16 protein-coding genes and 2 pseudogenes are annotated in these 15,715 nt (G+C 39.3%); 10 read left to right on the top strand and 8 right to left on the bottom strand.

The genetic code is table 11. The features are described 5' to 3' along the window. Positions 1-5: 5 nt before the first annotated feature. Entirely contained in the window at positions 6-146 is a 141-nt protein-coding gene (locus V2H77_RS23705) for a DUF6012 family protein (protein ID WP_445935611.1), read from the bottom strand. Between the two features lie 428 nt (positions 147-574). Between V2H77_RS23705 and V2H77_RS19515 the strand changes: the two genes are divergently transcribed. Next, positions 575-1,345 carry a glucose 1-dehydrogenase gene (locus tag V2H77_RS19515; RefSeq protein ID WP_341500134.1) on the top strand — a complete coding sequence of 257 codons (771 nt, stop codon included), beginning with the start codon at positions 575-577 and terminating at the stop codon, positions 1,343-1,345. 90 nt (positions 1,346-1,435) lie between these two features. On the opposite strand, the gene V2H77_RS19510 is transcribed toward V2H77_RS19515, so the two are convergent. Both V2H77_RS19510 and V2H77_RS23700 read right to left on the bottom strand, forming a co-directional pair. Next, entirely contained in the window at positions 1,436-2,119 is a 684-nt protein-coding gene (locus V2H77_RS19510) for a hypothetical protein (protein WP_341500133.1), read from the bottom strand. Positions 2,120-2,400: 281 nt separating this feature from the next. Continuing rightward, complete coding sequence (locus V2H77_RS23700; RefSeq protein ID WP_445935602.1) at positions 2,401-2,556, bottom strand: hypothetical protein; 156 nt, start codon at positions 2,554-2,556, stop codon at positions 2,401-2,403. A gap of 331 nt (positions 2,557-2,887) precedes the next feature. Between V2H77_RS23700 and V2H77_RS19500 the strand changes: the two genes are divergently transcribed. The 8 genes and pseudogenes from V2H77_RS19500 (at position 2,888) to V2H77_RS19465 (ending at position 10,007) form a co-directional block, all read left to right on the top strand. Then, on the top strand, positions 2,888-3,904 hold the full coding sequence (locus V2H77_RS19500) for an NAD(P)H-quinone oxidoreductase (protein WP_341500132.1): 1,017 nt from the start codon (positions 2,888-2,890) through the stop codon (positions 3,902-3,904). A 454-nt stretch (positions 3,905-4,358) separates the two neighbouring features. Then, complete coding sequence (locus V2H77_RS19495; protein ID WP_445935600.1) at positions 4,359-6,278, top strand: pyridoxal phosphate-dependent decarboxylase family protein; 1,920 nt, start codon at positions 4,359-4,361, stop codon at positions 6,276-6,278. Positions 6,279-6,323: 45 nt separating this feature from the next. Then, the gene (tyrP, locus tag V2H77_RS19490; protein ID WP_341500130.1) at positions 6,324-7,532 is read left to right on the top strand and encodes a tyrosine transporter TyrP; all 1,209 of its coding nucleotides are present in this window, start codon (positions 6,324-6,326) and stop codon (positions 7,530-7,532) included. 232 nt (positions 7,533-7,764) lie between these two features. After that, positions 7,765-8,199: a DUF29 domain-containing protein gene (locus tag V2H77_RS19485; RefSeq protein WP_341500129.1), complete on the top strand. Its 435-nt coding sequence runs from the start codon at positions 7,765-7,767 to the stop codon at positions 8,197-8,199. A 325-nt stretch (positions 8,200-8,524) separates the two neighbouring features. Then, positions 8,525-8,743, top strand: a pseudogene (locus V2H77_RS19480) (zinc ribbon domain-containing protein); the annotation flags it as partial. A gap of 123 nt (positions 8,744-8,866) precedes the next feature. Beyond that, positions 8,867-9,133, top strand: a complete 267-nt coding sequence (locus V2H77_RS19475; RefSeq protein WP_265378874.1) for a CopG family ribbon-helix-helix protein — start codon at positions 8,867-8,869, stop codon at positions 9,131-9,133. Then, positions 9,133-9,408, top strand: coding sequence for a type II toxin-antitoxin system RelE/ParE family toxin (locus tag V2H77_RS19470; protein WP_265378873.1), 276 nt, complete (start codon positions 9,133-9,135; stop codon positions 9,406-9,408). The genes V2H77_RS19475 and V2H77_RS19470 overlap by 1 nt, the downstream gene beginning before the upstream one ends. Before the next feature lie 158 nt (positions 9,409-9,566). Further along, positions 9,567-10,007 (top strand): OsmC family protein, encoded by a 441-nt coding sequence (locus tag V2H77_RS19465; RefSeq protein WP_049581534.1) that lies wholly within the window; start codon positions 9,567-9,569, stop codon positions 10,005-10,007. A gap of 155 nt (positions 10,008-10,162) precedes the next feature. On the opposite strand, the gene V2H77_RS19460 is transcribed toward V2H77_RS19465, so the two are convergent. Together V2H77_RS19460 and V2H77_RS19455 are read right to left on the bottom strand one after the other, a co-directional pair. Continuing rightward, a complete protein-coding gene (locus V2H77_RS19460; protein ID WP_341500128.1) occupies positions 10,163-10,477 on the bottom strand; it encodes a hypothetical protein in 315 nt (104 codons plus the stop codon). 339 nt (positions 10,478-10,816) lie between these two features. Beyond that, on the bottom strand, positions 10,817-11,002 hold the full coding sequence (locus V2H77_RS19455) for a Tc toxin subunit A-related protein (RefSeq protein WP_341500210.1): 186 nt from the start codon (positions 11,000-11,002) through the stop codon (positions 10,817-10,819). A gap of 439 nt (positions 11,003-11,441) precedes the next feature. Between V2H77_RS19455 and V2H77_RS19450 the strand changes: the two genes are divergently transcribed. After that, on the top strand, positions 11,442-13,202 hold the full coding sequence (locus V2H77_RS19450; protein ID WP_341500127.1) for an acyl-CoA dehydrogenase family protein: 1,761 nt from the start codon (positions 11,442-11,444) through the stop codon (positions 13,200-13,202). Positions 13,203-13,301: 99 nt separating this feature from the next. On the opposite strand, the gene V2H77_RS19445 is transcribed toward V2H77_RS19450, so the two are convergent. The 3 genes and pseudogenes from V2H77_RS19445 to V2H77_RS19435 form a co-directional block, all read right to left on the bottom strand. Beyond that, the gene (locus V2H77_RS19445; RefSeq protein WP_341500126.1) at positions 13,302-14,090 is read right to left on the bottom strand and encodes an SDR family NAD(P)-dependent oxidoreductase; all 789 of its coding nucleotides are present in this window, start codon (positions 14,088-14,090) and stop codon (positions 13,302-13,304) included. A gap of 1 nt (position 14,091) precedes the next feature. Next, the gene (locus tag V2H77_RS19440; protein ID WP_341500125.1) at positions 14,092-14,247 is read right to left on the bottom strand and encodes a hypothetical protein; all 156 of its coding nucleotides are present in this window, start codon (positions 14,245-14,247) and stop codon (positions 14,092-14,094) included. Between the two features lie 158 nt (positions 14,248-14,405). Beyond that, positions 14,406-15,266, bottom strand: a pseudogene (locus V2H77_RS19435) (AMP-binding protein); the annotation flags it as partial. Between the last annotated feature and the right edge of the window lie 449 nt (positions 15,267-15,715).

Raw genomic sequence — 15,715 nt, 5'->3', positions numbered from 1 at the left:
TATCCTTATTGTTTCAATAATGTATTGATGTAACTAATAACATGATAGTGAATTTTATGTACTGAAATGTCACCATTCACCGTCCAGCGTGTTACCACAGTAAAATCATTCAACCGCTTATCAGTCTCTATGAAAATTCCGTTAATTGCCTTTCAAGGTTAATCCCAGCTCAGGAATGGACACATCAATGATATCAACCTGAACACCGCTTTAGCACAGATAAAACCTCGGCGTCAAATGCAATAACATTTTACTCCCCGTAATTTTGATGAAGTAAATTAGATTATTTCTAATTAAAAATAGGGTTAAAAAGGCAGTAAGCAATATTTTCTTATCATAATAACCAAACCTTTATCGGGGGATGGGCAAAAATAGCCGAATATGTTAAGCGTTTAGGAAAAATGGGACATAATTCATAAAATCAACATTACTTTACCGATATGTCTTAAACTAGCACTCCTGGAATAACCCTCTATAAATATTCTGTGTTTCACTAAGCAATTATTGATAACGTCACCGTATGATCTGTCTCAAATAGCGCCTGTGATAACGCAATACAATGAGGAACATCAAAATGGACCGTATGCTAGAAGGTAAAGTTGTCATTGTCACTGGCGGCGCAAGTGGCATCGGAGCAGGTATTGCTTTAGCTGCGGCGCGTCACGGCGCAGCAACCGTAATTATTGGTGACATCACTGATCAACCCCGAGAAGGAGGAACGTCGGTACTCCAGCGTCTTAATTCGCTTGGTACAAAAGCCATATTCCACCAGTGTGATGTCACCTCACGGAGCAATATGGATGCATTGGTCGATGTCGCTACACCGTTCGGCGGTGTTGATCTGATGGCTTGCAATGCAGGAATTGCATTAGCTACTGATGGTCCACAGATTAGTGCCGATGATTTTCACAAGCTGCTTACAGTCAACCTTGATGGCGTTTTATTTGGCGCACAAGCGGCGGCTGAACAAATGATAAAACTGGGCAAACGCGGAAGTATTGTGGCAACGTCAAGTATGGGGTCCATTAGGACAGGCCAACTTACAACCGCCTATTCCACGAGCAAAGCAGGGGTGAACATGATGGTGGCTGCACTGGCCGATGCTTTCGGACCGTCGGGAATTCGTGTTAATGCAGTATGCCCAGGACTGATCAATACCGCACTTCCTCTTTCCTCGCCGGAAGTCGCGAAAATGTTTGATGGGTTACGGGAGAGAATGCCTCTCCGAAGATTGGGAGAGCCGGAAGAGGTAGGAAATGCAGTCGTATGGTTAGGATCGGATCTTGCATCGTTTATAACCGGCGTATCACTGCTAGTCGATGGCGGACAAACAGCAGTACTGTGAGAGCAAGCATGCAAGCATTTTAGGGCAGTTGGTATATTCCGAGGGAGAGTAGGGTAAAATAGCTGTTTTTCAGTTATATGCTGGAATTGTTTACATAGAATCAACAGAACTGAACATTTTCGCCAGTTTTACCAATTGAGCAATTTCATCATTGGAGGCGCCATTTCTGAGGATATCCAGCACCGTCGAGGATTCAGCCAGATCGATACCAAGATTCAATGTTTTGATTTTATGGAGGAAAAAACCGCACTTTTTTACACCGCTGACGGGACCTAGATTAGCCAGTATTTCTGGCACACCTTTTAAGTATCCCTTATTGCTAGTTTTTTTGTTTACCGAAAACTGGAATACAGGATATAAATTCTCTACTCCCCAATTTAATACAATGAGTTTATGATTTTCACCATATTTATTTACTGTTGGGCGGGTCACTCCTAATATATCAGCAACCTTACTGGACTTATAAACGCCACCGTATTCCCCAAGATGGGCAAGAAAAGCGTTTCTGCTTTCGATAAATTCCTCATGTTCTTTCTTTTCCGATGTGATATTTTCCACTATTTCAATATAGTTAGCTCGCCCTTTGACTTCGGCCCAAAATTCATCATCAGGTAGAGTTAACAACAGAGAAATACTCTCCGAGTCTTTGTTTTTAAGCACATTAATAAAGTGTTCAGCAAGATTGATAATGCGTGCTTTGATCAGCTCAGACTGATCAAACCCGCTTTTCGATTTCCCTGTCCAGTCATCGGGTTGTTTTGCTGATATTTCCATTAGCGCCTCAATGGTATTTTGCAATTTCGGAAAATTACCTTACAGTAAATTGTAAGATAGGAAAGCTTTTTCACCAATCTCTTTCTAAGAAGTCATACTAGTCGGTGATGCGGTTCAATTCTTCTAACTCAGTACGGTTTTCTTTTTACCACTTTGATACTTCTCTATTTTTAATCGTTTGTGAAAAAGTTTCAAAGTATAGTACCCGGTACAAACTCATTGATGGCATACGGTAGAGTTGACGTTACGGGGAGTACAAATTTTGGCGCGTGTAACGTTTCTTAGCGCTCTTTCCACGAATCAAAGTAAATGATATTACCATCAAGGTATTTCCACGTAATTTTCTCGTATCTGATTTCATCGGATTCTAAATGAGACAGATCCTTAATGTCCGCACCACCATCATCTTGTAACCACATATATGCCGGTATGGCCATACTAACCTCCAGATAATTTAGCTAGATTATGCTGGTCAAATATTATTATCTTACTATAACTAGCGATAATTTTATTGACTACCTTTGAATTTCATTTTCTATTGAAAGAAAAATCGAAGGGGATGTGGATACCGGAAGTTGAAATTTACCAAGATTATCTACCGATGGTTCAATCGCAAAAATGGTGAATGTTAGTTGACTTGGGCAAAGTTACAACTGATCCTTAAAACGCCAAGCTATCTAGCAGAATGGAAAAACCTGTTTAAATCTCCACTTATCATATTAAACGTAACCCAATAAAAAGGATCGTCAAAAGAAATAAGAGGTATATATGCACAGCCAAATTAATTCGTTACCCCAATATATGTCAGCGATCAGTATCATCAAACCCGGAGGACCGGAGAAATTGCATCTGGTCCAAGTTCCACTGCCACGGCCAGGAAAAGGTTATTTGTTGGTAAAAGTAGCTGCGGCAGGTGTTAATCGGCCTGATATATTTCAGAGAATGGGTTCTTATCCACCACCACCTGATGCATCGCCATTACCGGGTTTGGAGATTGCAGGAGAGGTGGTTGCCAAAGGTGAAGGTTGTGAACGCTGGAATCTTGGCGATAAAGTTTGTGCCCTTGTTGCCGGAGGCGGTTACGCTGAGTATTGCCTGGTACATGATTCCGTTGCTTTACCCATCTATGGCTTGGATTTTGTTCAGGCAGCCGCATTGCCAGAAAACTTTTTTACCGTCTGGGCTAACGTTTTTCAGACCGGTAAGTTGAAACAAGGAGAAAACTTGCTGATTCATGGTGGTACTTCTGGAATAGGCAGTATCACTATTATGTTAGCAAAAGCCTTTGGCGCTAAAGTCATTACTACCGTCGGCTCTGATGAGAAAGCTAAAGTCGCACACAGTTTAGGTGCCGACTTTGTGATTAATTACCGTAAAGAAGATTTCGTTGATCGGGTATTGAAAATCACTGGTAATCATGGGGTTGATATAGTCGTTGATTTAATCGGTGGTGATTATGTCAATAAAAACTATAAGGTTGCTGCTAAATTCGGGAGAATTATTCAGATCGGTATGATGAAAGGAAACCCGGAAAATCTTAATCTGATGCCCTTAATGCTAAAACGTCTGACCCATACAGGTTCTACATTGCGTTCTCGCAGTGTAGAGGAAAAAGCTGAAATAGCCAGGGAGTTGGAAAAACACGTTTGGCCATTATTGAAATCAGGAAAAGTCAGTCCATTAATTTGTAAAGTATTTGATCTGAAAGATGCGGCTGATGCACATCGAATGATGGAAGCCGGTGATGTTATCGGCAAGGTTATGCTGGTAAATGTATCATCTTAATAGTACTTCTGTTTAAATCAGGGCTATTTTAACTTGTAGCCCTGCATTCCATCTACTAACCATTTCACGTTAAAATAAACCCTTATAATTAATAAGCCTAATCACTGATAAATCATCATTTCCCTCTATTTTTTGATCTGTTTTTATTCGTTATTTGCCCTCGCGCACAAAATCAGAATTTATATTTAACGTCATTGTTAATATTTTAACAAATATAGTCTATATCTATTAACAAATGCTCATTTATAGATATGTTAATGACTAATCTAGCTCACCTGATAGATTTTTCTTAATGTCTAAAAAAATGAGGTATTACCAGCTATCAGTAGGTTAGGTGGCATATAATTTTCTGTCTCCCCATCAGAGAATGATAGTGATTTCATTAACAAATAAAGAATTTCATAATCTCTCTGTTGCTGACAGCCGTTTTTGTTAGTTGAAAGGGTATATGATTATGACCAAGCAGTTTACTTCGCACTTAAACATTGATGCGTTGTTTTTAGGCCCTAAATCAGAAAATACGGTTTTTTTCAGAGAAATGATGGAATATGCCGTAAGTGAGCACATGCACTGGCGCTCTGATTTTCACCCAGAAGATCCCGCCTTAGTCACCTCAGTTGATCGTTATGCGCCTGATTATAGAGAAACACTTTATCGGACAGAAGGTATTCTGAACCAGCTATCCGCCAAACTGAAAAACACCTCTATTCCCTGGTTTTCTCCTCGCTATATGGGGCATATGAATGCCGATACCCTGATGGTTTCCAATCTCGCTTATGTCATGGCGATGATGTATAACCCGAACAATTGTGCTCACGAGTCATCACCGACAACAACGGAGCTAGAAATTGAAGCCGGGTTGGATCTATGCCGGATGTTTGGTTATGACCCTCGCCGAGCCTGGGGACATATTACATCAGGAGGAACCGTCGCCAATTATGAAGGGCTATGGGTTGCGCGTAATTTAAAAACCATGCCTCTTGCCATTGCACAACACCCACAATCTAGCGATCTGGTCGCAAATAAATCAGAACAACAACTGTTGAATATGTCGCCATCAGATATTCTGGATTTGACGGACGAACTAAAAAAACGTGGCATTTTCGAAGAAGTTCGTGAACTTTCCTGCCGTGGCGTCGGGATAAAGCAGGGGATGTTTGGCAAAGTGCTGGTTCCACAGTCGAAACATTATTCATGGATGAAAGCAATGGATATTCTAGGCATTGGTCAACAGCATATCGTGCCATTGCCAGTCGATGCGAATTATCGTACCGATGTTGAAAAAATGCGTGAAATTACATTCGATTTGATAGAGCAGGGGGAGCCTATTCTGGCGATGGTAACCGTAGTTGGAACGACGGAAGTAGGAGCCATTGACCGAGTTGATGAAGTTATTGCATTGCGCAAAGAGTGTGAAGAGCGTTATGGCGTCTCATTTTATGTGCATATCGATGCTGCTTATGCAGGTTATGCCAGCGCAATGTTCCTCAATGAACGGGGAGAATTCATGGAATATGATGAACTTATTCGTCGTTATCGTGAATTAGCAATCATCCCCGAAGATATTATTTGGCCTAAACCTGAAATTTACCAAAGCTTCCGGGCCATGTGTCAGGCTGATTCAATCACCGTCGATCCTCACAAAGTTGGATTTATTCAATATGCCGCCGGTGCGGTATGCATGAAAGATAAACGTATTGTTGACCTCATTTCTTACCGTGCAGCTTATGTTTTTGAAGATGTTGATACTCAACCAGAACAGGCCGTTGACCGGCATGTCGTACTCGGCGCCTCTATTATGGAGGGATCTAAAGCCGGAGCTATCGCCGCGGCAATTTGGGCCGCACACCGATTGGTTCCACTTAATATCAGCGGCTACGGAAAAGTGATTGCTGCCGGTATTGTGACGGCTAATTGGATGATTAAAAAACTTTTAACCACAGAACCATTGGTTGTTGGCAAACGCCGGTTTGAAATTCATACCATGCCGAATCCTGATTTCCATATGGTCAATTTTACTTTTAAAGAGCAAGGAAATAACAATTTAAGTCACCACAACCGTCTTAATAAACGGATGTACGAGCTTTGTTCATATACCTCTGGACGTAGTTATACCAATGATTTTTTGACTTCTTCTACCTCCCTTGGTTATGGAGAGTATGGCGATACGCCTTGGCATTACGTTGAAAGTTGCGGTTTTGAACAAGAAGAATGGCAGAAAGTCCACAGTTTATATGTCCTACGTGCTGCGGTGATGACTCATTGTTTACGTAATGCTGATGATTTTGACGAGTATTGGGAAAGGCTCCAGAAAATTTTTATCCACAAGCTGACTCAGATTGTCGACGAAGAAGAAAAAAAGAAAGTAGCCTGATTTTCTAATATTAAATATTTGTTGTTGATTCGAAGGGAAAAAAACGTGAAGAACCGTACTTTTGGCAGTACTTTTATTATAGCCGGAACAACCATCGGCGCTGGTATGTTAGCCATGCCATTAGCTACTGCCGGTGTAGGATTTGGTGTAAGTTTGATCATGTTGGTTGGCTTATGGGTTTTGATGAGTTACACCGCATTACTGTTGGTTGAAGCTTATCAATATGAGTCTCCTGATACGGGATTAGGGACACTTGCTCAACGTTATCTTGGCAGCGGCGGCAAAATGTTAGCCGGTTTCAGCATGATGTTTCTGATGTATGCGTTAACATCAGCCTATATTAGCGGCGCAGGGGAATTACTGACAGTCAGCCTCAATAAATGGCTGAGTCTATCCCTTCCAGCTTCAGTGGGTGTTATCGTGTTTACTGTGATTGGTGGAGGAATTGTTTGTATAGGCACCAGTTCAGTCGATATGGTTAACCGAGTTATTTTCAGTGCAAAAATTATTTTCCTGGTATTGATGTTGGGGCTGATGATGCCGCATGTCCAGCATATTAATCTACTGACATTACCATTAGAACAAGGGTTAATATTATCTTCAATCCCTGTGATATTCACATCGTTTGGTTTTCACGGTAGTGTTCCCAGTATTGTGAAATATATGGATGGCGATATACGTCGACTCCGTTGGGTATTTATTATCGGCAGTGCAATTCCGCTAATTGCTTATATTTTCTGGCAATTGGCGACATTAGGAAGTATCCATTCCAACACATTTGTCGATATCTTAGCTGAAAATGCAGGATTGAATGGCTTATTACACAGCATTCGTGAAGTTGTCGCTTCACCGAAAACTGAACTTTCAGTACAAATGTTTGCCAACCTGGCGCTCGCAACCTCATTCCTCGGCGTCACACTTGGCCTATTTGATTTTCTGGGTGATCTGTTTAAACGCAAAGATAATTTAGCCGGGCGTATGCAAACGGGTTTGTTAACTTTCGTGCCGCCATTGATTTTCGCGCTATTTTACCCAAAAGGATTTGTGATGGCGTTGGGATATGCCGCCGTCGCACTGTCAATTTTGGCGTTAGTATTGCCTAGCCTTCTGGCCTATAAATCCCGTCAGCAAAATGAACGTCGATATCGGGTACCTGGCGGTAAACCTGTACTATTGCTGGTATTTGCCTGCGGTATTGCAGTAATAGCAATCCAGATTGGCATAGTGAGCGGCATGTTGCCGGAAGTAGGGTGAATACTGGGTTATCGAAGATAGTTCTTCTTTGACCTATACCCAATGGATTTCAAGATGCATCGCGACGGCAAGGGAGCGAATCCCCGGAAGCATAGAGAACTATGTGACTGGGGTGAGTGAGCGCAGCCAACAAAGAGGCAACTTAAAAGATAACGGGTATAAAGGGGATTCTCTGACAGACTGCTATATAAACTATCTGCATAGCATAATAGACCTATTAGCGGAGGCAATTATGAATCATACCCGTTACGAAACTGATGTGGTCGCTTGGGCAAATGAGCAGTCGGCGTTATTACGTGCCGGTAAATTCTCTGAGATTGATATAACCAATATTGCTGAGGAGATTGAAGACGTAGGCAAGAGTGAACAGCGTGAGTTGGCTAGCAGCATGGCAGTATTAATTGCTCACTTATTAAAATGGCAATACCAGTCAAGCCATAGAGGAACAAGTTGGGAGAAAACAATTAAAGCGCAAAGAAAAGAGATTCTTTATGGTTTAAAAGAATCGCCGAGCTTAAAGACAAAGTTAAATGATTCAGACTGGGTTGATGTTGTCTGGTCTAAAGCCGTTGCCTCAGCAATGAATGAAACCGGTTTGGACGTATTTCCTGATGTATGCATTTGGAGTATGTCTCAGATCTTGTCTTCTGAGTTTTATCCTGATTAACCTGAGTTCTGGTTAAGCCGTCACTAATATGTCCATTTCTGAGCGGGAGATATTCAGTGACGGTTTGTTCTCTTTGAAACAATAGAGACGTGAACATAGTGGTGCCTCCTGCTTCGATTTATAACTCCAAATATGCATATCCCCGTCATGCTAAATTCATTTTCCGGAGCGACAATGGCTGGAATCGTTACTGACCGTGCATTCTGACTATGAAAATACCCAGAAAAAATCACTCCCTAACATCCACAATGGCTACCTAAAATTACCTAACAGTCGAGCGTAGAATCGTCAATAACAATACCGCGCTATCGTTAAACTCAACTAGTGGTACGCCAGCTCGAAAACCTGTCATTGTTGCGGTTATAAAATGCCAGAAATGCCCTGAATGTGGTGTTGAACATGATAGAAATATCAACGCAGCATTAAAGTCAAACAACAGGGCATAGACGAATTAAAGGCGGCAAGACTTGCCATTTCTGCCCACAGAGGAGAGGCTTGTGTCAGACTCATCAAGTACGAGCAACAAGGAAGCTTCGCCCGATAGGTAGGACGGGGAGTAGTCACATGTCAATAAATCAAGCAAGCCTGACCGGATTGATTTATTCAGGTTCAATCTATATGATTAATAATGATTCAAACCGAATCGTTATTAATCAAAGGTATCTATATGAATAATCAAACAAAAGTTTTGACAGCTCATGTTCCGTGTCTTCTTGCCGAAAGAGTTGATCAACTCGCGGAACGGCTGGAGCGTTCACGCAACTGGATCATAAAACAGGCGATTACTGCATGGGTTTCTCAAGAAGAAGAGCGCGAAAGACTGACTCGTGAAGCTCTTGCTGACGTGGATGCCGGCAACATAGTTGATCACCAGGTAGTACTGAAGTGGGCTGAAAGTCTAGATACTGACAAGCCTCTACGAGTGCCTAGCTGATGGATCTGAAGTGGACAAGCAAGGCGCTTTCAGATTTGGAGCGCTTATATGAATTCATGGCCCCAATAAACAAACAAGCCTCTGCTCAAGTAGTTCAATCACTGACCAAAGCCCCGGCAGTCTTATTGACGAATCCACGCCTGGGCGAACAGCTTTATGCGTTCGATCCACGAGAAGTCAGGCGGTTGCTTGTTGGTGGCTATGAAATGCGTTACGAGATTCAAGGCTCAATCATATACATACTACGTCTTTGGCATACCCGCGAAGATAGATAATTCTATGAAAACATTAGCTAAGTCACATAAGGAACAAGCCGGGAAAGAACAATTAAAGGATAAGCACTTTAAAAACAAAATGGAGAAAAATTAAAAGTTATGATAACTATCTCTGCTAACCCTACAAAAAACTAATATTAATTATAAGGAGTTAAATCATGGCGAAAGAATTATTTACTGCCACAGTAAAATCTGTAGCTGGATTGAAAGTTGAATGTACCTCAAGAGATTTCTCCTTTTATTTGGATGAACCACGTAATTTAGGCGGCACTGATCAGGGGATGAATCCAGTTGAAGCTTTACTCTGTTCCCTCGGTGCCTGTAAATGTATCGTAGCAAAGGCTTTTGCTAAACTGCACAAAATTAACTTAATTGATATTCACGTTGATCTGGAAGGTGAGCTTGATACTGATGGTTTCACTGGTAGAAATAAACAAGCGAAATTAGGTTTCTCTAAAATAGTGACAAAATTTCATATTAAAGCTGATAATAGTGAAGAAGAAATTCATGCCTTTGTCGATTTTATTAATAAAACCTGCCCAGTTCACGATACCATTGAGAATGCGCCAAGTTTTGTCACTGAAATATATTGTGAATAAAATAGATATTGCACCGAGATAATTTCATAAAGAAAACGTTGTTTGAATCAATCTAAGAAATCCTCTACATTGAAGTAGAGGATTTTATTATAAAATTAGGAAAATCAATGTTTATCTATCTTTTATCCCATTGATAAAAACATAAGAAATAATGACTATTGTTTAATAACGTAAACCGTAGTGATATTACAACTTACGTTTTCTATACCAACTTTAATATTCAAACCCTGTGCATAGGCTTGGCTTAATAGCCTATTAATATTTTCAGAGCTAGATCCTGACCAAATATAACCTGGCTTTCCACAGTTACCGGCTAAGCTCCCGCTGAATGTATAAAAATAATGTGCAGTATTGTCCCAATCAGCTTTAATTTCTGCGACTCTAACAATGCCGCTATTCGTTTCTGCTGAGAATGCAGGGGCGCTAATCATACCAATGAAAATAAATAACATAGATATCAATTTTTTCATGTTCTACTCCTAGTTAATAATAAAGAAAATTTGACGCATTTGAAGTGTAAATTATGAAAATAATCTTTGCACCAACTTCATGTCAATATAAAAGGTGTTCTGTCTGATAAATAATGTCTGGATGTTTTTATGCTAGAAATTAATGCTATGTTTTTATGATAATTCTCTTTTTATAGAGAATAAGATAGCAATAATGACATAAATCGTATTATTCAAATTAATAAAAAATCCTCCACAATAAAGTAGAGGATTTTATTGTTAAACTAAAATGTTTAATAACTCAAACGTTTAAGAAATCAATATTACATTGCAGATCTATTTTTCTATTCTGCTAATTTATCAGCGAAACTGATTACCACCATCTAGCGCGGTATAATGCAAATGAATAATAATATCCTTTAATTTCCAACTACCATCCGCGTTTTTCAGCACCTGATCGATAACTTGTTTATCAGGGAATTTTAGGTTCCAAGTCGAAATAGCGCCAGTTCCTTCAAACGGCAGATAACAACCATCATCAAACATCAAAGTGCATAGCCAATTTTCTGTTGCTACCCGACCATCTGTGTACGTAAATTGGTTTTGATATTTTTATTACTCCTTGTCTGAATAAAACAGAACACCTGTAGTAATTTTCACATTAAACTGTAACACGTAACCATTATTATTAGTTTATAAAGTATGGGATTTAATAAAGAAAGTTTTTGACAGTCACCTCCGTTAATAACTTTCTTAAATTAAAAGTATATGTTTACAGCGTATCCCATTACACTATTAGATAACTAATATACCCGTTATCTTTCAAGTTGCCTCTTTGTTGGCTGCACTTGCTCACCCCGGTCACAGAGTTAGCTATGCTCCCGGGGATTCGCTCCCTTGCCGTCGCGATGCATCTTGAAATCCATTGGGTATATGCAGATAGTTAACATAGATATTGTTATTCTAGTAAAGGTTTCGTCAATATATGAATAAATCATTATGCAATTCAGAGTCAAAATTAAAATCTTATTTATCCATAGGAGATATAGGGATATCTGATAATCTTTTGGAAATACTTAAAAATAGTTGTGGTAGTTACCCATCACCAGTAAAAAAGTTTATAGAACTGCTTAGATATATTCAAAATAATCATATTCATATGGCATCATTTAAGGAGTTAGTCGCTCTTCATGAGCTTGTAGCCCCACATGATCCTGCTGTAGTTTCTATGATGTCAATTCATTTTAATTTAACCATAGGTACTATCGCTAACTTAGGAGCGCAAACGCCATATATGGAAGATCTCTACCAAAAACTTTGTTCAGGTCGTGCTATTGGAGTCTATCTGGCGACTGAACTGGCTCATGGGAATGATCTAATAGCAATCGAAACACAGGCTAATTATCTGCCGGAAAAAGGCGTATTTATATTGAATTCACCCGGTCCCAATGCATATAAATTTATGCCTAATACCACACTTTGTGAACTACCAAAAGTAGCTATAGTTTTAGCCCAGTTAAATGTATCAGGAAAGAAATATGGTATTTTCCCTTTTATTTTCCCGCTATCCGTTAATGGTAAATTAACTCCTGGCGTTAAAATTACTCCACTTGGTGATAAGCCAGGATTTTATTTAGATAACGCAATCACTTCATTTGATAATGTTGAAATTCCTTTTGAAGGACTCCTTGCCGGCAATATGATAACGCTGACCAGAGATGGTAAAATATCATTGCATATTAAAGAATTAAGAGAAAGATTCTCATTAATTACAGATAAAATACATTCAGGTAAGTTATGCATGGCAGTAATCTCAGTTGCAGCAGCCAAATCAGCTCTTCATATAACCAGCACATATGGAAATAAACGAAAAACATTCGGTTATTCAGGTGCCATGCCAATAATTAATTATCCTCATTTCAAAGAGGGTATTGCCTGGGATACTCTGAGTACGATTATTCACGCGTTATACTTAAAAAAATTAACAAGAAAAGTTTCAATTATATTATCAGAATCAGTTAAAAACTTTAAATTTAAAGATGAACTGCTTATTGAAATCATTACCGCTAAGTCCCTATGCACATGGCGCACACAAGAAATATTAATCAATTGTCGTGAACGCTGCGGCGCACAGGGCTTATTTACGCTTAACAAGATATCTCCTTATTTAATATCTAATTTTGGTGCGATTACTTCAGAAGGGGACAATCTTGTGTTATCACTAAAAGCTGGCGGAATGATTATTGCCAATAAAACAAAAAACACCCATAAAATATCTGCCCAACATGAATTATTTTCCATTTTAAATGACTATATGAACTTCTTATATAGAAAACTAAGCATATTCATGGCGAGTGACAATAAAAAAACAAATCTTAATATGCTTAATAAGCATAGTGGAGACTTTCTAGAACTAAGCCAGACATATGCAGTTTTATCCGTGGTGACGACAACTATTGATACGTATCATCATACTGATGATGATTTTGATATGATCATCGAAGGTTATCTCCTCGATTGGGTTCATCGTACTATGAGCAACCTTCTGAGAAGTGAAGTGATTAACTTACAGCAATCTCAAAAAGTAGAGGAGAGGCGCATCGAATATATACGTAAGCATGCAGACAGAATAAATGATTATATTTCTAGTTTTGACATGGATAAGGCTGGAATTGAAACGCCAATATCAAGTAATGATTATATCTCCTGGTATGCAGATAATCACCATCAAATAAAAATTAATTAATCATAAAACAAGTCTAAATACGAGACATTGTCGTGAATATATAGAAAAGTTCGGTGACCAGCTAAAAGGTCACCGTTAATTAAATGGTGATTATTTATATTATTTTTCTTTTAATGCAACAATAGACTGTAATAATCGTGGGAAAAATCGATTAAGGTATACCCCAATGACTTCTCTATTACCTCCGGGATATATCTCTCTTTTCTCTTTAATCATTGCCTTAATAATTTTTCTGGCGCATAAATCGACTGGAATGCCGTGTTCCAGTTCACTATCAATGCTTTGATAAGGTTCGCCATTTCCAGTGAGGGATCTCATAGTAATATCGGTATTAATAAAACCGGGGCAAACAAGCGTAACATTAATATTGTCTTTCGTATGTTCAGCACGCAGAGATTCAAAAAAACCATGCAATGCATTCTTCGATGCTGCATAGCCAGAGTGATTCGGAGTACCAAACTTACCTGCCACGCTGGAGAGAACCACAAAATGTCCGCTCTTTTTCTCAATCATCGAAGGCAGTACCGTTAATGCTATGTTAACAATAGATAAAAAATTTAAATTCATCAATTTGTCATAGACAAAGAGCTGTGTATCAGTGATTAAAGAACGTTGACTGACGCCAGCAGTAAAAATGATACAGTCAATATTCCCCATCAGTTGAAGCACTTTATGCACCGCTTCTTTTGCTTCGTCATGATGAGTAATGTCGAAAGGGATAACATTTTCCTCCGGAAGATTAATTTCCGTTGCCAATTTTTTCAGTAAATCTTCTTTCCGGCTAGAAATGACCAGGTTTGTCGTATAAGAGTTAAGCTCCTTAATTAAGGCATGCCCAATTCCCATAGATGCACCAATGACCCAGATGTTTTTTCCTGCCAAATTCATTTTATACTCCCTCATCATCAGCCAGACACCGCCAAACACCATTAACACCCTTCACAGGTCTGATAGTAATACCTGCTTTTAGTTCCGGATATCCCTGATAACTCGTTTCGAAAAATCCTCTTTTACAAAACTCACCGATAATAATCGGTAAAACCATGCTTCATTCAAGCTGGATTTTATTACGTTCGTGACAATACGCCTTATTTTTAGAAAAGTTTTCATCATTAATGCCGGGTAGGAAAGATTTGATATCACTTCTAATCGCTGACATCAAACCATATCTCTTTTTTGACAGAAAACCATCGGATAATTTTATTATAATCCGGTTGAGTTTATTAAATTTATTATTGTAAAACCGTAAGAGCTAAATCGTTCGGAAAAACGTTGCAGGATATCCGCTCTGATTGGCTCTGCTCCGCTAAATGCATTCTTCCAATTTGAAAGATCGATAGACTCCAAATCCTTATCACTTATTCTTTCAACACTTTGTTCATAGATAAAGTTAGGTCCGCCGGAAATGGTCGCTTTATATTTTGAAATGGCTTTTAACCACAGTGCGGGTTGCTGAATTACTGCGGTAGGCGGCATCAATACAACCGGAACACCGCTATAGAAAGGCTGGAGTATACCGCCTAATAAGCCCATATCATGATAGGGCGGAAGCCAAATGACGCCACAGGCATCTTCTGAACATGAAAACCTATTTTTTATCGCCTCCAGATTATTGATTAAATTTTCATAACCAACCATGACGCCTTTAGGCTCACCGGTTGAACCTGAGGTATATTGGAGCAATGCCAGATCTGATCCGCCCCGGTAAGATACATCTTCCTGCGCCGCTATTAATTCATTTGCTGATATTACCTTTACTTCATTAAAGCCGCTTTCTTTTGCAAATACTTCTTTTATTTTCTCACTCTGTTTTGAGGTCGTGATAACTAATCGGGCGCCACTATCCATTATAATTTTCAGAATAGTATCCCAACCTCTTCCCTCAGGGCGGGCGCTATTCACTGGTACCGCGACCACACTTGAGTATAAGCACGCGGCCATTGTCTGAACAAAGAGCAGACCGGAAGGCAACATAACTATTACCCGATCGCCAGGCTGACAGTATTGCTGTAAATAATAAGCGATACTTTTTTGACCTCGATGTAAATTCTTCCAGCTTAATTGTTCTTCTTCATCTTTCTCCGTCGGAAAGGAACTAAAAAATTAACTCGTGGGCATTTTCCGATGCTCTTTTTTCAATCATTTGACAAATGGTGTTCATTGATTAACCTTGTAGTGAAGCCCGCGCTGATGATTCCATGTTCTTTAATTTAGAATGACACTTAAGAATATGTAAGGTGTTGTACATATTTAAGCTTTCAAAGAGTTTGAGGACTAGTGGAACGAAAACGATAGGCTGAAATCGTCAGAACACCTTCATTAACTGATTGATTAAATGGATGTAATTCTCGTTTCATCACTTTTCCAGACAGCGTAAGCACTGCACCTTAAAATAGAAAAAGGGATAGATCTTTCCATTTTAAATATATAAATAATGGTTATATTATGTATATTAATCGCGGTTAAACCATGACCTTAAAATTGACGGTGAATAGCCAAAAATATATTTGTAC

This window comes from Photorhabdus sp. P32 (genome assembly GCF_038085095.1).
Taxonomy (GTDB): domain Bacteria; phylum Pseudomonadota; class Gammaproteobacteria; order Enterobacterales; family Enterobacteriaceae; genus Photorhabdus; species Photorhabdus luminescens.
This window is presented reverse-complemented; position numbering and strand designations above follow the sequence as displayed.